Below are 20090 nucleotides of genomic sequence, written 5' to 3'. Positions count from 1 at the left end.
GCTAGAAGCTACTTTCGGCCACGAGCAGCGAGTGAAGGCAGTCTTTGCCAGTCAGTCTTTCCTAGGGCTTCAAATCGTGGAGTTCGCAGATGGCCGGGTGGAACTCACGCTCCCTTTCGGTCCGCCCTCAACCAACAGATCGGATACATCCACGGCGGAACTGTCGCTTCGCTCGCGGATGTCGCCGGCGGCTTCGCGGTGCTGACCCGGTTCGACACGACCTGCTGGATTCTGACCGTCGAGTTCAGGATCAATCATCTTGCGCCAACCTCCGGTGAGCGTCTCATGGCAATCGGCGAGGTGCTGAAGTCGGGTCCACGCTCACCGGATGGCCGCATCGGCGCTCCGCACTGCAATGGTGGCGGTATGGCTGAAGCGGTGATGATGCCGACGGTGCGAGCCGCCTCTAGACAGCCAGAGCCAGTCCGCCATATCGGCTTATCTCCCTCTCGATCTCGGAGATCAGGCTTTCCAGCGCGGGGTTCCGGGCCTTCCTGGCGCGACGCACGACGTAGGCAAGCGCCGGAGGCGCGGGCAGACGGGAATCGATGATTTCCATCTCCGGATGCAGATGGCGGTCGCTCAGCAGCGCGACGCCAAGTCCCGCGTTCACCGCAGCCACGATGCCTGCGGCACTGGAGCACTCGAAAACGGTTTCCAGTGCTGCTCCTCCGTCCTGGCCTATGTCCAACGCCCAGCGTCGATAGAAGCAGTTTTCGTCGAAGGATAGGAATGGGATAGACTCCTTAAAGTCTAGCGACAGTTCACCGGACTTGACCCAATGCAGCTCCTCGCGAAGCAGCACCAAGTCCGTGGGCCGCACCTCATGGGCAAAGACTTGCACTATGGCGACATCCAGCTCCCCACGCTCCAGCATCGAGCGCAGCACCAGGCTCATGCGGACCTTCGCCCGAATGGCCACCTGCGGGTGCAGACGGCGGAAGCGCCCGAGGATGCGCGAAAGGTCGGAACAGGTCGTGTCCTCCGTAAAGCCCAGCAGGACGCGGCCGGCCAGGTCTGACTTTGCCAGGCTGACAAGCGCCTCGTCATGCAGTCCCAGGATGCGCTCGGCATAGTCAAGAAGACCTTCGCCGTCTGAAGTGAAGATGGCGGCGCCGGGCTTGCGGTCCAGCAGCTCGCAGCCGAGGCTGGCCTCCATGCGCTTGACCTTGTGGCTCACCGCGGACTGCGTGAGGTTGAGAGCTTCCGCCGCCCGGGTCACGCCTCCATGCAGCTTGATGGCGCGTAGTGCCCGGAGCGCATCGATGTCGAGCCGCCTGCTGTTCATGTCGCTCATGGGTACGCCAATTTTGATGCTTCTTGAAGTTCAATGATGCAATAAGACTGCATTGGCAACGATGAATTAAACTCTCAGGCGCCTTCTCATGCCGCAATCGAAATTTGTCATGTGCGCAGGGTCCTGCCCGCGGCTATGACCGCATGACTTTGCACAGGCAATCTCATGACCGTTCTCACCTTATCTTCGCCCACGAGCCGATCCCGTTTTCTCTGGCCACTGATGGCCACTCTGCTGGTAATCGGCTGGAGTTCCGGCTTCGTCGGCATCCGCTATGCCAACGAGGAAGCCAGTGTTGCCCTCCTGCTGTTCTGGCGAACGCTCCTGTCCGGAATCATCCTCCTTCCCTTCGCGCTGATTTTCGGACCGAGGATGCGCCTGCGCGCCGTGACCTCACAGGTCGGATTCGGCGTGATGGCCGTCTTCATCTACCTTGGGGGTTTTGCGCTCGCGATCGAGCAGCGCGTCCCGACCGGACTGGTCGCGCTGATCTCCGATCTTGTGCCATTGGCGATCGCGGCCCTGTCTCAACCCATCCTGGGCGAGCGGCTGACCGGGCGGCAGTGGCTGGGCACTGCCATCGCTGTCTCGGGGGTGCTGATTGTCTCCTTCGACAGCTTAAGCTTTGGAGCCGCCCCCTTGTGGGCCTACGCGTTGACTATCGGCTCCATGCTGGTCTTCGCGCTTGCCTCGGTCCTGCGCCGCGGCCGCGAGTCACTGCACATGCCCGTTCACCAAAGCCTCTGCATCCACACTTTGACCGGTGCGGTCCTGTTCGGCGTCTGCGCCCTGGCACAGGGCGGACTCGTACCCCCCATGACCCGCGAGTTCGCCATTGGCATGGTCTGGCTCGTGTTGATCGCCACATTCGCCGCCTACTCGGTGTATTACACCATGCTGCGCATGTTTCCGGTGGCCAAGGTCAGTGCGGCCATTTATCTGAGCCCGCCGGTGACCATGCTCTGGGCCTGGATATTGTTCTCGGAGCCTCTCACACCGGCGATGTTCGTGGGCTTGGCAGTGACGCTCGTGGGGGTCTGGCTGACCTCCCGCGGATAAGTCCTGTGCCTTGCGGTGGGGACGGACGGTGTTATCTCAGCTTCGCTCGAGATGGTGAGGCCGGATGCCAGCTATGCGACCTGAAGAGGTGACCAGCCCACTGCGCCAATGTCCGCTTCTAAAGTACCTGAAGCTGTCAGTCTGCTGCCGGCCTCTCAATAGCCATTCCAGTTATAAGAATGGCCGGTCATGGCGCATCCTTCCCTTCCGATGATTCATGACGGAAGTGCCACAGCGGTGGCCCGTTTCTCCTTTCCCCCAAGCTTCTCTTTGCAGGGTCGTTCGGCCGGGTCCGCGTAAATCCCCCTCTGTTATTTCCACATCTCAGGCGGCGTGGCGTTCCAGTTTTTGATCTCGACCCGTTACACGCAGACCCCGTTGCGCCTATCCCAGACGCGGTCATCATCGGTTCCAATCCGGCGACAGTCGGCTCCGACAGCCCCAATGCCTGCGGAACGCTATGGCTGCACCGGCAGGCACAGCCTGACGGAACTATCAGCGTGATAGCGCGCCAGTCCGTGACCCGGCTGCGCGGACGCCGCCCGTTACAAGTTTGCTGTTGCCGACAGCCTGCAGCCCCCGTTGGCACGAAGGAGGTGAACGACGTTCCGACCCCGCGAGGTCGACGCTGATATGTGACCTGCTGCGCGATACGAGGCCTGGCATGCACATGCGCTTGGCTGCGGCGCACTTATCTTCGACGCGATGGCGTGGGATCCCACCAACCAGGGCCTATGATTGCTCACAGATGCGGACTTGTGAAACCGAGCTTCGACAAACCGGCCCGTACCTCCGGGGCGCTCATGAACAGGCTCCAGAGCAAACCGGATCGGAAGTTCTCGATCATGATGACAATGGGCCCCTGATTAATCGCCAAATAGGTTCGCGCATACCAGTTCCGGCTTTCGGAAAACGCGTCGACGAAGCCGAACCGACCCCAGATGCGGTGACGCTTGGCAAGGAAATAGCGCAGCGCGCGCATGGCCTCGTTCGGCGCATAGGGAAAGCTTGAAAGCGCAGCGCTCGGCGTGATCACTCCGATGTCCTTGTCGGGCGCGTGCGCAACATACCCCTTCGGTCCATGGCTGGACGTCAGCCCCCAGCAGTCCGGCCCATATCCCGTGTGGCCATGGGGATTGCGAACGCAGTGCTCGTAATTGATGCGGGTGTGGCTTACGTTTTGCTGCCAATACTCAGCATGGCGGTCGGTCAGTCCGCGTGGATCCAGGCCGCAGAAGGCGTAGTGGGCGATGAACAGCGGCCCGCCATAATTCATGCCGAGCGGCAGTTCGATTCCGTGGTAACTGCGCCCATTGCGAAAGGCAGGACCTGACGCGAACCCGTCATGATAGACGTCGGCGTCGATGCCGTAATCCGGGGCCCCGGCGGCGAGAACATAGGCCAGGAGACCTTCATTCCAGCCGCAGATTCGGCTGTTCATGGCCCAGCCGTGATTGGGGCTCCAATGCCAGTAAAGCTGATTGCCTCCGTCGCGTCTGTACCAGTTCCATTCCGCCTCAAGCCAGAGATGATTCATGCGGGTCCGAAGGTCTCGCTCCGAAGCGATGTTCTTATCGAAATATTGGCGGGCGCAGAGAAGGCCCTGAAACAGCAATGCGCTCTCGACCACGTCGCCGCCATCGTCCCTCCGGCTGAAGCGGATCGTCTCGCCGGTCCGGCCATTGATGAAGTGCGGGAACATGCCGTGGTATCTAGGCGTCCGCTCCAAGCATGACAGCATCGTGCCGAGGCGGTTGACGGCATCGGCGCGCGAAACCCATCCGCGCTCGACCGCGACAATGATGGCCATGACGCCGAAGCCTGAGCCACCGATGGCGATAAGGTCGTTGTCGGGATCACCTGTCGTCTTCTGCCGGTCGCGGGCCAGCCCGCTTATCGGATGCGCGCCCTCCCAGAAGAAGCCGAACGTCTGTCTCTGAACCAGATCAAGAGATAGGTCATCGATTTCGGCAAGGGGTGGGGAAGGGGTACTCATCCGCAGGTTCATGGGAGACCAATAATGTGAATTGCTGAGATCAACCAGTCAGTAGGGAGCTGTGCGGAGAGCCCACGAGGCGTCGCGCCTACCTGGCGAGTGATCGTTCGCGGTGCGGCAAATAGGAAATTATCCCCTGGGTGATTCCGTTTTGGCATCCACCCCTCCGAATGCCACCTGATCAAGAGCGGCATCGGGCACCGGAAGCGTGGAATCCTATTGCGATCGCAGGTCCGTGGGAGTTCTTCGAAGACGCTGACTGAACCCAGGAGGAGTTCAATCGCGCGTCCCTGGTGGAAGCAAGGCGCTCGGCGCCGGACGAGGAGCAAAACTAGTCGACCGCGCAAATGCCCAAGCTTTCCAGCCAGCACAACGTCGGCGAGCGATCAGGCCCAGGGGGCGGTGGTTTCGCGGTGACCAGATGCGGACGCCCGTCGCTGCTGGGCAACTCGGCTGCCATTCCCGAGCGTTGCGGGAGGCACCCCGCTCCACATGACGAGTTGCGGCTCCCGGCCAACCGCTTCTAACCGCTAGCACTCAGCGTGGACCGGTCTTTCGGCACATTTCGTCACACGTGCTCATGAAAAAATATTTACACAGAGCTAAATCTATGAAATGAGAATTTCTTAGATCGGGAGGGACGTGTGAAAATTCTCGTAGTGAACGTCAACACAACGCAGTCGATGACCGAGCTCATCGGTAATGCTGCACGCAAGGTAGCCAACAGAGATACTGAGATAGTAGCTTTGACGCCGCGGTTCGGTGCCGAAAGCATCGAAGGCAATTATGAAAGCTACATCGCCGCGGTCGCGGTGATGGATTGCGTCCGACACTACCCGGGCTCTTTCGACGCAATCATACAAGCCGGCTACGGCGAACATGGGCGTGAAGGCCTCCAAGAGCTTTTCGACGTACCGGTGGTCGATATCACCGAAGCCGCTGCAGCCACCGCGCTGTTCCTCGGTCATCAATATTCGGTCGTGACAACGCTCGACCGCGCGGTTCCCCTAATTGAGAACCGCCTTCTCCTTTCGGGACTGGACCGGAAATGCGCCTCGGTTCGATCGACCGGGTTGGCGGTTCTGGAGCTGGAGTCCGACCCTGAAGGGGCAATGACGTCCATCGTTCGCGAGGCACAACGCGCGGTCGCGGACGACCATGCTGAGGTTATCTGCCTGGGCTGTGGAGGAATGGCTGAGTTGGATCGTCGGGTGCAAGAGGCCACCGGCGTCCCGGTAGTCGACGGTGTCACCGCAGCCGTCAAGATCGCCGAGTCCCTCGTGCACCTCGGTCTTAAGACATCGAAGATTCGAACTTATGCGCCACCGCGCAAGAAACACATCACCCTGGGAGGAGTGGGATGAAACACGTGGAACTAACTTTGGAAAATCGGGAATCCGAAGTGCGAACAACCGAGAAGCTGGCGGGCATTATTGACCGCATCGGCTTCGGACGAGCGCACAAGCTGATCCTTCTGCTCGTTATCGGAGGAGTGTTCTTCGATGTCATCGAACAGAACGCCGTGGGCGTCGTCGGTCCGGTCTTACGACAGGACTGGGGACTTTCGTCGGGCCAGATCGGTTTCATCAACTCGGTCACCTTCTTCTGCATGTGCGCCGGCGGCATTCTGGCCGGCATGATGGCGGATCGATTCGGCCGGCGTCCGATTCTCATGTTCAACCTGCTCATCTACTCCGTTGGCGCCCTGGCATGCGCACTCGCCCCGAATTACGAGTGGCTGCTGGTCTTCCGCGGCATCGTAGGTCTCGGTCTAGGCGGCGAACTTGCCACCGCCATAACCATGCTGGCGGAATTCTCGCCGACGAAGCACCGGGCGAGCGCCGTCTCGGCTCTAAACGTGGCGGGCGGCGGGTTGGGCAATTTTGCCGCCCCCCTGTATGGCGTCCTGGTGCTTGGTCTCATCGCTCCCGCCATCGGCGCGGGGGACGACGCCTGGCGCTGGGTCTTCGGTCTACTGGTCCTGCCGGTCGTGCTGATGGGCGTTTTCAGGCGCTATCTGCCGGAAACGCCGCGATACTTGCTGGCTACTGGGCAGATCGCCGAATGCAATCGGACGCTGACCATCCTGCAGAGCGGCAGGCTCGTGGCTCGGTCGGAAAAGATCGAGGTGGTCGAGTATCTAACCGACAAGGGCGACATCACACTGCGCGACAGGGCTCCCATCCGGCTGCGCGAAATCTTCGAGAAGCCGTGGCGCAGAAGAACCGTGGCGGTTTCCACCACATACTTCATGGCTTCCGCCGGACAAATCTCCATCTTGACCCTGATGCCCGTCATTCTGGTCAGCCAGGGATTCAGCATCGTTGCCGGCGTCGGCTACACCGCCGTGATGCAGGCGGGTAGCCTCGCAGGCGCCTTGACTGCCGTGCTCCTCAACGCCCGCTTGAAACGCAAGACCGTGATCGCCATAGGCACCCTGGGCGCCATGCTTTCGGCGATCGCTTTCGGGATGTTCACCAGTTCCACTGCGTCCGTCCTGGCGCTCGGAGCCCTCTTCCAGTTCTTCATCCTGATCCTCAACACGACGCTGTGGACGTGGTTGCCCGAGCTTTATCCGACCCGCATCCGCGGATTCGGCACGGGCACGGCCAAGTCTATCGGCATGATGGGGGCGGTGGTGATGACGCCCATTGCCGGCATGATCTTCGATGCCGCCGGCCTGACCGCCATCTTCGTTACGCTGGCCTGCTTGTACCTGATAGCACTCATCGCCGCCATGTTCGGCCCGGAGACCGCCGGCAAGAGCCTCGAAGAACTCAGCGAACAGCCTGCCTGACCTATCCCTCAACGGTTATTCTCAAGGAAAGAAAATGACGAAATTTCGTGTAGCGGCCACAGGCCACAGTGTTAATTATCTCCCGGAATATGTCGCCGCTTCCAATGGCTTTTTCGAAGCAGAAGGTCTTCAAGTGGAAGCGGTGGTCCCAAACCCCTGGGACCTGGTGCTGAAGGAATTGAGCGACGGCACCTCTCACGCGGCGCTGGGAGGCATATGGGTGCCTTCCATGTACAAGGACCGCGGTAAGCAACTGGTCCCGTTCGCCAAGGTCTCCGCGCGGTGCCCGCTTGCCATCGTCGGACGCAAGAAGCAGGAGTTCGCGTTCAACGACTTGCGCGATGCGGTCATGCTTGTACCCGGCGGCAATGGCGCGAGTCCCGGCATGTTCCTTGAGCTGCTGCTGGCCGAACACGGCGTTGACAAGAACTCCGTGAAATTCGTCCAGAACCTTTCGGGATCGATGCTCGCCGAGCTGTTCGTCGGTGGCCTCGGGGACTACATCCTTCTGGATCCGGTAACGGCGCTGCGTGTGGAACGTCAGGCCGCTGCGCACATAGTCGCGCCGTTGGCAAAGATGGGGGGCGCCATCCCGTGGAGCGTCTATTACAGCGAGGCTGGCTCACCGGGGGACGACGCCGAACTGCAGAAGAAATTCGTGCGTGCGCTCAATCGCGGCATCGAGTGGGTCATAGCCACGCCCGCTGGAGATATGCGGGATCTGCTCGCCGGACTGTTCCCGAAGGCGGATGTCGATGACGTCATCAGGCTCGTCAATGATTTCAGGCAGTGGGGCATGTGGGATTCGGCGACAATCGAGGTCGCCTCTTATGATCGCTGGCAGCAAGGCACAGTGGCGGCCTACCTGATCGATGAACCAATCCCGTATTCCAGCCTGGTAAATGCCGCGATCACCAGGGTGTGACCGCACGCCGGCAGGTACATGAAAAAAGTGAGCCGGGCGTAAAGCACTCGGACCTGCCTCTTCTTCTTTCGTTGTCGCAGGGGCATGTCGAACGTGTGAAGGGTCTCACATCGGCAGTTGGAATTCTTTCATCTTGTCGTGCTGGTTGTCGCTCGCCGCCAGTCTCTGGCGACCGGCGGTACCGGTGGTTTCGATCACGCTGCTCAGCAGCAGATGCAGGACGGCCAACGGTGCGACGTGGTTATCCAGTGGCCCGGGCGCATCGCATGGGCATTGAATGTGCCAGCTTACCCGCGCATTGAACGCGAGCTTCTCATCGCTGATGAAAAGGATTTTCGCACCCGTCTCGACCAGCCGTTCGAGAATGACCTGAAGGTGGCCCGGGCGGCGACGCAAACCAATGACGACGACGACGTCGTCTTGCTTGACTGCGCTGAGATACTCTCCAAAGCTTTCACCCGCGCCGGGGAAGATCATGCACTCTTCGCGAACCTGGAAAAGCTGCCATTGAAAATAGGCCGCGAGTGAGCGGCTTGCCCGCGCGCCGGTTATCCAGATTTTGCGGGCGCCTGTTATCGCGCGCGCTATGTCCTGGACGTTCTTTTCATTGAGGCGCGCAAATACGCGTTGCATATTTTCCTGACCCTGGCGCAAATGGGCGGTCAGCATCGTTCCAAGAGAGTCGGTGGCGCGATCTGCCAGGAAGAGGGCGGAGCCTTGTTCCTTCTCCTCCCTGACGTGGCGTCGCGCTTCCTCATAGTTGCGGTAGCCCAACCGCCTGATAAACCGCGAGACGGTCGCACCCGAAACCTCGGCGAGCTTCGCGACCTCGGCCGCCGAATAGCTTGCCAGTTCGCCCGGAAAGTCCAGGATAAATTCCGCCAAACGACGTTCACTCGGATGCAAAGTCGGTAAAGTGTCGCGCACACGACTGAGGAATGCTAGGTCAGCTTCTGTGGATGTCATAGGGTGGGTGAACGTCCGTTGTGACCCAATTGGATACCATGAGTGGACAAGATTGCGATAGCCAACAAAATCTTGCCCGACTGCCCTAACACGAAAGGTCCGTCGTCAGCGACTTCGCAAGCCTTGTGTCCGAGCGGTCATCCACCCCCGAGCCGCCTGGAGACTTCATTGGCGGCTTCAACCACCAATTGCCCGATCTCTGAAACCTTGGTGTTCGTCATCCTGACGATCGGACCAGAGACGGATATGCCCGCAACTGCCTCGCCATAGCTGTTGACAATAGAGGCCGCGACACACCGCATGCCAAGGGTGCGCTCCTCGTCGTCGAAAGAGTAGCCTCGCTGACGTGTCTGGCGGATGGCCTCACGCACCTGCTCGGCATTCGCCACAGTTTTGTCCGTGAATGATACGAGCTTCGCCGTCTTGATGAATGCTTCAACGCGTTCATCGTCGAACGTGCTCAATAAGGCCTTGCCAATTCCGGATGCATGGAGAGGAGCCCGGGTGCCGGGTGGAAAGAAGGCGCGGATTGTTTCATGCGTTTCGACCTGGCTTACAAACAGAACGTGGCCGTCTCGTTCGATGCCGAGATTTGCGGTTTCACCTGTCCTAACGACAAGGTCGCGCATCACTGAGCGACTGCGCTCGACGATGTTGGTGGAGCGCAGGAAAGCTGAGCCAAGACGGAACGCCTCGGGTCCGACGAACCATTCCTGGCGCTCCGGATTGCTTTCCACATATTGGCGATGCTGGAGCGTCGTCAGGACCCGGTACATCGTCGCAGGTGACTGATTGAGGTAGTCGGCCAGCTCAGTAAGGGTGGTCCCGTCGCGCGCTGCAAGCGCTTCGAGCACGTCAAGAGCTCGGTCGAGCGCCTGAATGCCGGAGGATTTCTCAACCGACTTCATGCCTTTGGGTCGTCCGCGCCGCCGAGGAGTCTGCTGCATAGGAATGCCTCACATAAACTGCGGCATGGTAGGAAAAAAGCTTCAATGAAATCAACTATCGCACAGTGAAAAAAGTACAAACCACTGTTTTCGAAAGACAATCTTGTATTTTCACATGCTTTGAAAAATGATTTCAAAAAAATTTACTAAATCGGATTCGCATGGTAGCTATCCTTGAGAGCAGGAGAAGCCGTTATGAGCACCCAGAATCCAATCTTCATTCCCGGCCCGACAAACATCCCCGAGGTGCTGCGCAAGGCCGTGGACATGCCGACCATCGACCATCGCAGTCCTCTGTTCGGCAAAATTCTTCACCCCGCCCTCGATGGCGTGAAGAAGGTGCTGAAGACGCGAGAGGCACAGATTTTCGTATTCCCGTCCACCGGCACCGGCGGTTGGGAAACGGCAATTACCAATGTGCTGTCTCCAAACGACAAGGTTTTAGCCTGTCGCAACGGTATGTTCAGTCATCGTTGGATCGATATGTGCAAGCGCCACGGCCTGGATGTGCAAGTCGTAATGCAGGAGTGGGGAGAGGGGGTCCCGGCCGAAAGATTCGAAGAGATTCTGACTGCCGATAAGTCCCATGAAATCAAGGTGGTTCTCGCCACCCACAACGAGACCGCGACCGGGGTCCGCTCGGACATCGCAGCCGTTCGGCGTGCGCTCGACAATGCAAAACATCCCGCGCTGCTGTTCGTTGATGGCGTCAGCTCAATCGGCTGCTACGATTTCCGTATGGACGAATGGGGCGTTGATGTCGCCGTCACCGGATCGCAAAAAGGGTTCATGCTGCCGCCCGGCCTCGCCATCGTCGGCTTTTCACCTAAAGCCCTGGCTGCGGTGGAGGGCGCCAAACTGCCGCGCACCTTCTTCGACATCCGTGACATGGCGAAGGGCTACGCCGCCAATGGGTATCCCTTCACGCCGCCGGTGGCATTGCTGAACGGCCTCAAGACGGCAACCGCCATGCTGCTGGAAGAGGGGCTGGACAACGTCTTTGCGCGCCACAACCGCATTGCGGAAGGCGTGCGGCGCGCTGTTTCGGCGTGGGGTCTGAAGCTCTGTGCGGCCCGACCGGAACTTTACTCGGACACCGTCAGCGCGATCCTGATGCCACAGGGTTTTGACGCCAACAAGATCGTCGCGCACGCGCTCGACGCTTACGGAGTGGCCTTTGGAACCGGTCTTGGTGACGTCGCCGGCAAAGTGTTCCGCATCGGCCATTTGGGAAGCCTGACGGACGTAATGGCGCTGTCCGGTATCGCCACTGCCGAGATGGTGATGGTGGATCTGGGGCTTCCCGTGACGCTTGGTTCGGGCGTTGCGGCAGCGCAGGAGCACTATCGTCAGAAAGCCTCGAGCACGCAGAAGAATGCTGCGTGATGACGGATAAGCCGATGTACATTCCGAAATTCGAAGACGTGCTCGCCGCACGCGAGCGTATCACGCCCCATATCCATCGCACGCCCGTGCTGACGTCGCGCATGTTGAACGAGCTGACCGGAGCCGAGCTGTTCTTCAAGTGCGAAAATCTACAGAAAGCCGGGGCGTTCAAGGCCCGCGGCGCGTCCAACGCGGTGTTCGGACTTCCTGATGAGCAGGCGAGGAAGGGTGTTGCCACCCATTCCAGCGGCAATCATGGCACCTGCCTCAGCTACGCTGCCGGTCGCAGGGGGATCCCCTGCACCGTGGTGATGCCGCGCACAGCCCCGCAGGCCAAGAAGGATGCCGTTCGGGGGTATGGTGGACGCGTGGTGGAATGCGAGCCGTCCACCAGTTCACGCGAGGCGGTGTTTGCCGAGATCGTGGTCGAAACGGGGGCGGAGTTCGTCCATCCCTACAACGATCCTCGTGTGATCGCCGGTCAGGCCACCTGTTCGGCTGAACTGATCGAGCAGGTCCAAGGGCTGAACGCAGTCGTTGCGCCGATCGGCGGCGGCGGAATGGTCTCTGGCACCTGCCTGACGCTGTCGAACCTTGCGCCCGAAATAAAAATTTACGCTGCCGAGCCCAAGCAGGCCGATGACGCCTATCGCAGCTTCAAGGCCGGCCGCATCATTGCCGACGACGCGCCGGAGACAATAGCCGACGGCCTTAAGGTGCCGCTCAAGGAACTGACCTGGCACTTCGTCCAGAAGCACGTCACCGACATCCTCACGGCCTCCGAGGCGGAGATCGTTGACGCCATGAAGCTGATCTGGAAGCGCCTGAAGATCGTGATGGAACCCTCGAGCGCCGTGCCGCTTGCGACCATTCTGAAGAACCCCGACGTGTTCGCCGGCAAGCGTGTCGGTGTGATCATTACCGGTGGCAACGTCGATCTCGACAAGCTGCCCTGGAACTGAGGAGAGCAACCATGAACGCACATACGGATTTCGCTGGTCTTGAGGTCGGGTACGATGTTCCGGCGCTGCCGGGAATGGACGAGAAAGACATCCAGACGCCCTGCCTGATCCTCGACCTGGATGCTTTGGAGCGCAACATCAAGAAGATGGGTGACTATGCCAAAGCGCATGGGATGCGTCACCGTGCCCATGGCAAGATGCACAAGTCGATCGATGTGCTGAAGCTTCAGCAGGAACTGGGCGGCGCCGTCGGGGTGTGTTGCCAGAAGGTCTCGGAAGCCGAGGTCTTCGTGCGGGGCGGCATCAAAGATGTGCTGGTCTCCAACCAGGTCCGCGATCTCGCCAAGATCGATCGGCTGGCCCGCCTGCCCAAACTCGGCAGCCGAATCATCGTGTGCGTTGATGACGTGGCGAATGTGGCCGACCTGTCAGCCGCCGCGCAGAAGCACGGGACGACCATCGAATGCTTCGTCGAGATCGACTGCGGAGCCGGCCGCTGCGGTGTGAAGACCACCGCCGAGGTCGTCGATATCGCCAAGGCGATCGCGGCTGCGCCAGGGCTCAAGTTCACGGGCATCCAGGCTTACCAAGGCGCGATGCAGCACATCGACAGCTTTGAGGCTCGCAAGGCCAAGCTCGATGCCGCCATCGCGCAGGTGGAGGATGCTGTGGCGATGTTGAAGACAGAGGGGCTTGAGCCGGAACTGGTCTCGGGTGGCGGTACGGGATCTTACTATTTCGAGTCGAATTCGGGCGTCTACAACGAACTCCAGTGCGGGTCCTACGCCTTCATGGATGCCGACTACGGGCGGATCCACGACAACAATGGCAAGCGGATCGATCAGGGCGAATGGGAAAATGCACTGTTCATCCTGACCAGCGTGATGAGCCATGCCAAGCCGAACCTCGCGGTGGTTGATGCCGGGCTCAAGGCGCAGTCGGTCGATAGCGGATTGCCTTTCATCTATGGCCGCGATGACGTCAAATACATCAAGTGCTCGGACGAGCATGGCGTGGTCGACGATCCCAATGGCGTTCTCAACATTAATGAGAAACTGCGCCTCGTTCCAGGGCACTGCGACCCCACCTGCAACGTGCACGACTGGTACGTCGGTGTCCGCAACGGAAAGGTTGAGACGCTTTGGCCTGTTTCTGCTCGCGGCAAAGCCTACTGACTATGCAGGCCAGGGGACGCCGTTGTCCCCCAAGGGATCAACTTCCATGATTATTGTCCCCGAACACGAAATTGCAGAGCTCATCTCGGCCGCCGACTGCTTCGCGGCGGTTGAGCAGGTCTTCGCCTCGATGGCAAACAAGTCGGCTTATAACTTCCCGGTGATCCGCGAGGCCATCGGGCATGCGGATGCGCTTTATGGTTTCAAGTCGGGATTTGATCGTGAGAGTCTCGCGCTCGGCTTGAAGTCCGGTGGCTTCTGGCCGCGCAATACCGCAAAGGGGCTGACCAATCATCAGTCGACGATCTTCTTGTTCGATGCCGACACCGGCCGGTGCCGCGCTGTTGTGGGAGGGAACCTCCTCACCGCACTGCGCACTGCAGCGGCTTCGGCTGTTTCCATCAAGCATCTCGCACGATCTGACGCCAAGGTGCTCGGCATGATCGGCGCCGGGCATCAGTCGACTTTCCAGCTTCGCGCGGCACTCGACCAGCGACCATTCGAGAGAGTGGTCGGCTGGAGCCGCCACCCTGAGGAGCTCCACCGTCTGTCGGCTGTCGCGGTCGAGCGCGACATTCCCTTCGAGGCGGTGGATCTCGATCGACTTGGAACCGAGGCAGATGTGATCATCACCATCACGTCGTCCTTTGCGCCGATCCTCAAAGCGGCGCAGGTCCGCCCGGGGACTCACCTAGCTTGCATGGGCACTGACACCAAGGGCAAACAGGAGACTGAAGCGGAACTTGTCGCTGCTGCTACGCTCTTTACCGACGAGATCGCTCAGTCGGTGACGATCGGTGAGGCGCAGCATGCCGTGGGGCAGGGGCTGATTAATGCCGACAGCATCATCGAGATCGGTGCGGTCATTACCGGTAAGCACCCCGGCCGCTCCTCGGCCGAGGAGATCACGCTGTTCGATGGGACCGGTGTGGGTTTGCAGGATCTGGCTGTGGCCTCTGCTGCGGTCGATCTCGCCATCGCGAAGGGCGTGGCAATCGAGATCAATGTCTAGGAATGCAGCAGGTACGAAAAAGAACTTGTGCGAGGGTGCCGATGACGATGGGCACGTCGCTGCCAAACTGAACCTAATCCGCAGACCATCGCCCCATAAGGAGCTGGTAGAGGGGCGGGGATCGCATCAATGAAGATTGCCATCAACGGCTTCGGCAGGATCGGCCGCTCCATCCTGCGCCTGGCCTTGCGTTCCGATGATGTCGAGGTCACGCTGATCAACGACGTCGCGCCACTTGAGACATGTGGCTACCTGTTCGAGTACGACAGTATCTTCGGACCTTGGCAGGGCCAGGTTACCACGGGCAACGACCGCCTCACGATCAATGGACGCGAGATACCGTTTCACCGGCAGCGAGATCTAGCCGCGCTCGATCTTTCAGGTGTTGATGTTTTTCTCGAATGCACCGGACAGCCGGACCCGGTCGGGCGCGCGCAATGTGGGCTTCGTCGTGGCGCACAACGCGCCCTGATCTCGGGCTCCGCCACCAACGCGGATGTCACACTCGTGCTTGGGGCGAATGAGGGACGCTATCGCGGAGAGAGCATCGTTTCCAACGCCTCCTGTACCACCAACGCACTGGCGCCGATCCTGCGTATCCTCGACAAGGAGTTCGGCGTGATCAGTGGGCAGATGACGACGGTTCACTGCTATACGGGCAGCCAACCGACCGTCGATCAGCCGCGCGAGGATCTCGTCCGCAGCCGAGCAGCGGCGCTGTCGATGGTGCCAACCACGACCAGTGCTCACCGGCTACTTGGCGACGTGCTGCCGAACCTCGCGGGGCGCATAGAAGCCCGAGCGCTTCGGGTGCCCACCGCAAGCGTTTCTGCAATCGATCTAACTGTCGAGGTTCAGCATCGCACTGATGTCGACAGCGCCCGCCGTATCATTAAGGCAGCCGTTGAAACCTGTCCGGTTCTCGCATGGATCGACAAGCCCTTGGTGTCGGTGGATCTGCGTGGGCGCCCGGAATCCCTCATCGTCAGTGGACCGGAATTATCGATAACGGCGAGCGGCGGACTGCTCAGAATTTTCGGTTGGTACGACAACGAATGGGGCTTCGCCAGCCGCATGCTTGATATGGCGCGCCTGCTAAGCCGGCACGAACTGGAGGAGTGGTCATGACGAATGAAGCAAACAAGCAGACCAAACGTCAGGAAGCCCTCGACTATCATGAGTTTCCGCGGCCAGGAAAATTGGAAATTCGCGCGACCAAGACCATGGCGACGGGCCGTGACCTGTCGAACGCCTATTCTCCCGGAGTGGCCGAGGCCTGCCTGGAGATCGAAAACGATGCGGCAAACGCAACACGTTTCACCGCTAAGGCGAACCTCGTCGCCGTTATATCGAACGGCACAGCCGTGCTGGGGCTTGGCGACATCGGCGCTCAGGCGTCGAAGCCGGTCATGGAAGGCAAGGCCGTCTTGTTTAAGAAGTTTGCTGGCATTGACTGCTTCGATATCGAAATAGAGGAGAGGGATCCTAAGAAACTTGCTGATATCATCGTCAGCCTGGAACCCACCTTCGGAGCGGTCAACCTCGAAGATATCAAGGCGCCTGACTGTTTTCTCGTCGAACGGCTGTGCCGGGACCGCATGAACATTCCCGTTTTTCACGACGATCAGCACGGAACGGCAATCGTTGCGTCCGCGGCAGCGCTCAACGCGCTGCACGTAGCTGGCAAGAAGATCGAGGACGTGCGCGTCGTGGCGGTAGGTGGCGGCGCTGCGGGGATCGCCTGCCTCAAGATGCTGATGGTCATGGGATTGCAGGCGCGACACATCACTCTTGTTGACAGCACGGGCGTCGTTCATCAGGGCCGTACCGATCTATCACCTGAAAAGGCGGAATTCGCCAGCAACACCAGCGCACGCACATTGGCCGAAGCCATAGTGGGAGCCGACATATTCCTCGGCGTTTCAGGACCGGACCTGCTCACGCAAGACATGGTTCGAAACATGGCGGCAACGCCGATCATATTTGCCCTTGCCAATCCCAACCCTGAAATCAAGCCTGAATTGGCGCGGGAGGCCTCTCCCGGCGCATTGATCGCAACGGGCCGCTCCGACTATCCCAACCAAGTCAACAACGTGCTGTGCTTTCCTTTTATCTTCCGTGGAGCGCTTGACGTCGGCGCCACCCAAATAAACGACGATATGAAACTGGCATGCGTAAACGCGATTGCCGGCTTGGCGAGAGAGCCGATATCAGCAGAGGTCGGAGCGGCTTATCAGGACGAACGGTTAACCTTCGGTCCTGACTATCTGATACCGAAACCGTTCGACCCTCGCCTGCTTCCAACGATCGCGTACGCAGTCGCGAAAGCCGCACTGGACTCCGGCGTTGCGACACGGTCGATTGATCTTGATACGTACAAAGCCACGCTCCATGCGCAGGTCTTCCGCTCACATAGCATCATGCGGCGCGTTTATGAGTCGGCGCGCATGTCAAAGCAACGAATCGTCTTCGCTGAGGGCGAAGATGAACGCGTCCTGCGAGCCACACGCCTGCTCATAGAGGAAACAGGCAGCAGGCCCATCCTGATAGGCCGGACCGATATCTTGGAAGCGCGAATCGAACGTGAGGGCCTTCAGTTGCGCGCTGGTGACGACTTCGAGATTGTCGATCCGCAAGATGATCCAAGGTACAGGGATTATTGGACAAGCTATCACCGCATCATGCAGCGGCACGGCATCACGCCCGATCTCGCGAAGATGGTTTTGCGCACCAACACGACGGCGATTGGCGCGCTGATGGTGGAGCGTGGCGAGGCCGACAGCCTGATCTGTGGAACGTTTGGCCAATATGACTGGCACCTCCATCATGGGAAGCAAATTCTGGCGAGTAAGGCGCGTCGGCCGGTAGGAGCCTTGTCGCTGATCATTCTTGAAGACGGGCCGCTCTTCTTAGCCGACACCCATGTACACCGTTCGCCTTCCCCGTCGGAAATTGCGGAAATCGCAGTCGCCGCCGCTCGTCACGTACGCCGATTTGGACTGGAGCCGAAGATCGCCATGTGTGCCGACTCCGACTTCGGCTGCCTCGACTCCGTGTCTGGCAAAGCCATGAGGGCTGCTGTCGCGCTGCTCGATGCACAACAGCCGTCCTTTGAGTACGAGGGTGAAATGAGCGTAGACTTGGCACTGAATCCGGAACTGCGCGAAAGGCTGTTTCCCAACGGTCGACTGGCAGGTAAAGCCAACGTGCTGGTGTTCGCGAACGCCGAAGCAGCCGGGACAACCCGCAATGTGCTAAAAACCGTCTCGAAGGGACTTGAGGTGGGACCGATCCTCATGGGAATGGCGAATAAGTTGCATGTCGTAACACCGTCAATCACAGCTCGTGGGTTGCTGAATGTGGCTGCCTTGGCGAGTTCTGCTGTCTCCACCTACAGCTAGAGTATCCGTGTTGGTCAAGGAAGGAATTGGGACCATTTGCGGCCGTCCCTGAGCAATGCGTTTGCGAGCACGATGAGCTTTCGCATGATGGCGTGATGGCGATCTTTGAAGCTTTGCCGGCCGTTTTGAGCTGGTCGTAATTTCGCCTTGAGGTCTGGATCGAAGCGCAAGGCGACAAGCGCCGGCATGTAGAGCGCCTGGCGGACATTGGCGCGGCCGCCGCGTCTTGCGCGCATGCCGTTTGATCGTTCCGTCTTCGATCAGGTTGGCGGGGAGTTTTCCGTTGGCCCTATGCTGATGGCGGCGTTTAAGTCGAACGGGGCGCCGTCGAGGATGGCGGGATAGGAGGCAACATGCAGGCCCTCAAAGTGGTTGAGCGCTTGTTTCCTGCAGTAGAAAGCAGGGTGAAGCCTCAACCATCAGGTGGCGAGTGCCGAGAATCCAACCTCGTCTCATGATCTACAAATGTGAAACCGACCCGAGAAAGGCAGTCACGGTTTTTGTGACCACGTGTACGGACATGCCTCTCTGGCAGGCGGCAGCGTTCGTCGGGCGTAAGGATGAGTGACCCGATGACGTCATGCTCGCAGGTAAGCGTGAGCATTGCCCGGAAATCGAGCTGGCCGATATCGTTCAGGTGGTTGAACACCTTACTCCGGAGCAGACTAGGAAAAAGGCAGCCTATGGCTCACTTTGATTTGGCCGCCCGCTTGAAATCGATGATTTCCGTCTGCCGATATGGTTTCGAGTGCTCGCCCGTCGGCACAGCCTCGATCAGGATGTCGATCGCCAGGCGGGATTTCACGCTGGTTTCGTCATCACCGGGCAATTGGAGCCATGCTTGCTCGAGCAGTTCTCGGGCGTGGCCAAAATTGGATTGCATATGTCGTCTCCAAATCGTGCCCACCACGTCGAAAGAGGTGACAGAACCGGGAGCACGGACGGTAAACGGCCGCGGCCGCATTCGCCTCAAATGGTAGCCAATTGCTGTTAGTTTCCAAGGATGGCGATGGATTGCTGAGCGAAATCAGACGATGGCAATCTCCGGCGGTCGGGCAGAGCGAGAGGACACGAATTGTGGACGACTGGCGGTCAAAATTGAGCGCGAGATCGACGTTTTGAGCGGTCACCGCTCAGGGGGCGGGCGAAGCACGGCACATGGCAAATCATGTTATAATCGCAGCGTCCCGACATGTCGTCGTATGGTGCGAGCAACGACCAATGGACGGCGACTCGGGTCATTATAGGCTACCGTGCCAGCTTGATGGCAGGTGGCCTATATTCGGGACAAAGGAGACCAGCATGGCCGAACCTCAACTTTCTGTGCGAAGTGCCAAGGCGCGAGACCTTGCTCACCGGCTTGCCCGTCGCGAAAATCGCTCGATCGCGGACGTTGTTGAGCGCGCGCTGGAGTCCTACGAGGTCCGTGAAGCCGGTCGCGAACCGGCTGCAACGTTCTACGCGCGCATGTCGACTAACAACGGCACTGATATTGATCTCGAAGCGATCATCAGAGAGGGGCGCAAAGTTCACACCGGACCTGAGCTTTGATCTTTCTCGATACCAATGTGATTTCGGAGACGCTGAAAAAGGCGCCAAGCCCGGCCGTCATGGCTTGGCTCGTGCGGCACGATGCCGAGCTTGCATTGCCCACCGTAACGATTGCGGAGATCGCTTTCGGGATTCAGAAGATCGTGCCCGATCAGCGTGCCGGGCGGCTGGAGCAGGGACTTTCCGATTGGCGCCGTCGTTTTGCAGACCGGATATTCGGGCTGACCGAAGAGGCAGCCCTTGCCTATGGTGAAATCATGGGAACCGCCTCGCGCAAGGACGAGGCATGTCGGCACCGGATGGGATGATCGCCGCCATCGCGCGAGTGAATGGCGGACGCTTGGCGACCCGTAGTCTGACTGACTTCGGCACGACTGCCCTCGAGCTGATCTCTCCGTGGGAGTTCTGAACCGTAGAAAGCGGCCTCATTCGTCATAGCAGCAGGGCAGGGGAGGGGCCTTGTTTGCCGCTACAGCCCGCTTGCCTTTGTGAGGTTCCGGCAAACTTCTGCGCCCGCTCGCCTTCGGCAAGATCGCCGCGCACACCGGCGGCCAGCGCGGCGCGCTTTACCAGGCGGGCGACCTCCTGGGCATTGAGGCGCTCGGCGCCCGTCTTC

The 20090-nt window shown here is 59.7% G+C and carries 16 protein-coding genes and 4 pseudogenes; 13 read left to right on the top strand and 7 right to left on the bottom strand.

Going from position 1 to position 20090, the window contains the following annotated elements; translation table 11 throughout:
- Positions 1-138: 138 nt before the first annotated feature.
- Positions 139-264: pseudogene (locus ACLKMW_RS22975) on the top strand (PaaI family thioesterase); the annotation flags it as partial.
- Positions 265-406: 142 nt separating this feature from the next.
- Here ACLKMW_RS22975 and ACLKMW_RS22970 read toward each other — a convergent pair.
- The gene (locus ACLKMW_RS22970) at positions 407-1297 is read right to left on the bottom strand and encodes a LysR family transcriptional regulator (RefSeq protein WP_415726857.1); all 891 of its coding nucleotides are present in this window, start codon (positions 1295-1297) and stop codon (positions 407-409) included.
- Between the two features lie 165 nt (positions 1298-1462).
- Here ACLKMW_RS22970 and ACLKMW_RS22965 point away from each other — a divergent pair, with 165 nt between their 5' ends.
- Positions 1463-2356, top strand: coding sequence for a DMT family transporter (locus tag ACLKMW_RS22965; RefSeq protein ID WP_415726856.1), 894 nt, complete (start codon positions 1463-1465; stop codon positions 2354-2356).
- A gap of 742 nt (positions 2357-3098) precedes the next feature.
- On the opposite strand, the gene ACLKMW_RS22960 is transcribed toward ACLKMW_RS22965, so the two are convergent.
- Positions 3099-4352, bottom strand: coding sequence for a glucoamylase family protein (locus ACLKMW_RS22960; RefSeq protein ID WP_415726855.1), 1254 nt, complete (start codon positions 4350-4352; stop codon positions 3099-3101).
- Positions 4353-4996: 644 nt separating this feature from the next.
- On the opposite strand from ACLKMW_RS22960, the gene ACLKMW_RS22955 reads away from it, so the two are divergent.
- Genes ACLKMW_RS22955 through ACLKMW_RS22945 form a run of 3 tightly spaced genes read left to right on the top strand, consistent with a single transcriptional unit; the run spans position 4997 to position 8074 of the window.
- Positions 4997-5716: an aspartate/glutamate racemase family protein gene (locus tag ACLKMW_RS22955; RefSeq protein ID WP_415726854.1), complete on the top strand. Its 720-nt coding sequence runs from the start codon at positions 4997-4999 to the stop codon at positions 5714-5716.
- Positions 5717-5754: 38 nt separating this feature from the next.
- The gene (locus ACLKMW_RS22950) at positions 5755-7149 is read left to right on the top strand and encodes an MFS transporter (protein ID WP_415726853.1); all 1395 of its coding nucleotides are present in this window, start codon (positions 5755-5757) and stop codon (positions 7147-7149) included.
- Positions 7150-7183: 34 nt separating this feature from the next.
- On the top strand, positions 7184-8074 hold the full coding sequence (locus ACLKMW_RS22945) for an ABC transporter substrate-binding protein (RefSeq protein WP_415726852.1): 891 nt from the start codon (positions 7184-7186) through the stop codon (positions 8072-8074).
- A gap of 105 nt (positions 8075-8179) precedes the next feature.
- On the opposite strand, the gene ACLKMW_RS22940 is transcribed toward ACLKMW_RS22945, so the two are convergent.
- Positions 8180-9040, bottom strand: a complete 861-nt coding sequence (locus ACLKMW_RS22940) for a MurR/RpiR family transcriptional regulator (RefSeq protein ID WP_415726850.1) — start codon at positions 9038-9040, stop codon at positions 8180-8182.
- A gap of 137 nt (positions 9041-9177) precedes the next feature.
- On the bottom strand, positions 9178-9987 hold the full coding sequence (gene bhcR / locus ACLKMW_RS22935) for an HTH-type transcriptional regulator BhcR (protein WP_415726849.1): 810 nt from the start codon (positions 9985-9987) through the stop codon (positions 9178-9180).
- Positions 9988-10182: 195 nt separating this feature from the next.
- On the opposite strand from bhcR, the gene bhcA reads away from it, so the two are divergent.
- The 6 genes from bhcA to ACLKMW_RS22905 all read left to right on the top strand — a co-directional run bounded on the left by bhcA (position 10183) and on the right by ACLKMW_RS22905 (position 17923).
- Positions 10183-11373, top strand: a complete 1191-nt coding sequence (gene bhcA / locus ACLKMW_RS22930) for an L-aspartate--glyoxylate aminotransferase BhcA (RefSeq protein WP_415726848.1) — start codon at positions 10183-10185, stop codon at positions 11371-11373.
- A 14-nt stretch (positions 11374-11387) separates the two neighbouring features.
- Positions 11388-12335 (top strand): beta-hydroxyaspartate dehydratase BhcB, encoded by a 948-nt coding sequence (gene bhcB / locus ACLKMW_RS22925; protein ID WP_415726881.1) that lies wholly within the window; start codon positions 11388-11390, stop codon positions 12333-12335.
- A gap of 11 nt (positions 12336-12346) precedes the next feature.
- Positions 12347-13510, top strand: a complete 1164-nt coding sequence (bhcC, locus tag ACLKMW_RS22920) for a 3-hydroxy-D-aspartate aldolase BhcC (protein WP_415726847.1) — start codon at positions 12347-12349, stop codon at positions 13508-13510.
- A gap of 46 nt (positions 13511-13556) precedes the next feature.
- The gene (gene bhcD / locus ACLKMW_RS22915; RefSeq protein WP_415726880.1) at positions 13557-14522 is read left to right on the top strand and encodes an iminosuccinate reductase BhcD; all 966 of its coding nucleotides are present in this window, start codon (positions 13557-13559) and stop codon (positions 14520-14522) included.
- Positions 14523-14651: 129 nt separating this feature from the next.
- Entirely contained in the window at positions 14652-15650 is a 999-nt protein-coding gene (locus ACLKMW_RS22910) for a type I glyceraldehyde-3-phosphate dehydrogenase (protein ID WP_415726846.1), read from the top strand.
- A complete protein-coding gene (locus ACLKMW_RS22905; protein ID WP_415726845.1) occupies positions 15647-17923 on the top strand; it encodes an NADP-dependent malic enzyme in 2277 nt (758 codons plus the stop codon). The genes ACLKMW_RS22910 and ACLKMW_RS22905 overlap by 4 nt, the downstream gene beginning before the upstream one ends.
- A 14-nt stretch (positions 17924-17937) precedes the next feature.
- Here ACLKMW_RS22905 and ACLKMW_RS22900 read toward each other — a convergent pair.
- Positions 17938-18162 (bottom strand): annotated as a pseudogene (locus ACLKMW_RS22900) (transposase); the annotation flags it as partial.
- Positions 18163-18611: 449 nt separating this feature from the next.
- Positions 18612-18806 (bottom strand): hypothetical protein, encoded by a 195-nt coding sequence (locus ACLKMW_RS22895; RefSeq protein ID WP_415726843.1) that lies wholly within the window; start codon positions 18804-18806, stop codon positions 18612-18614.
- A 419-nt stretch (positions 18807-19225) separates the two neighbouring features.
- Here ACLKMW_RS22895 and ACLKMW_RS22890 point away from each other — a divergent pair, with 419 nt between their 5' ends.
- Together ACLKMW_RS22890 and ACLKMW_RS22885 are read left to right on the top strand one after the other, a co-directional pair.
- Entirely contained in the window at positions 19226-19474 is a 249-nt protein-coding gene (locus ACLKMW_RS22890) for a plasmid stabilization protein (protein ID WP_415726842.1), read from the top strand.
- Positions 19471-19883, top strand: a pseudogene (locus ACLKMW_RS22885) (PIN domain-containing protein). The gene ACLKMW_RS22890 and the pseudogene ACLKMW_RS22885 overlap by 4 nt, the downstream one beginning before the upstream one ends.
- A 23-nt stretch (positions 19884-19906) precedes the next feature.
- Here ACLKMW_RS22885 and ACLKMW_RS22880 read toward each other — a convergent pair.
- A pseudogene (locus tag ACLKMW_RS22880) lies at positions 19907-20090 on the bottom strand (hypothetical protein); the annotation flags it as partial.

The organism is Borborobacter xinjiangensis (assembly GCF_047739745.1).
Taxonomy (GTDB): Bacteria; Pseudomonadota; Alphaproteobacteria; order Rhizobiales; family Rhizobiaceae; genus Pseudaminobacter.
The sequence above is the reverse complement of the archived record's forward strand: the minus strand, read 5'-3'. Positions and strand labels throughout refer to the sequence as shown.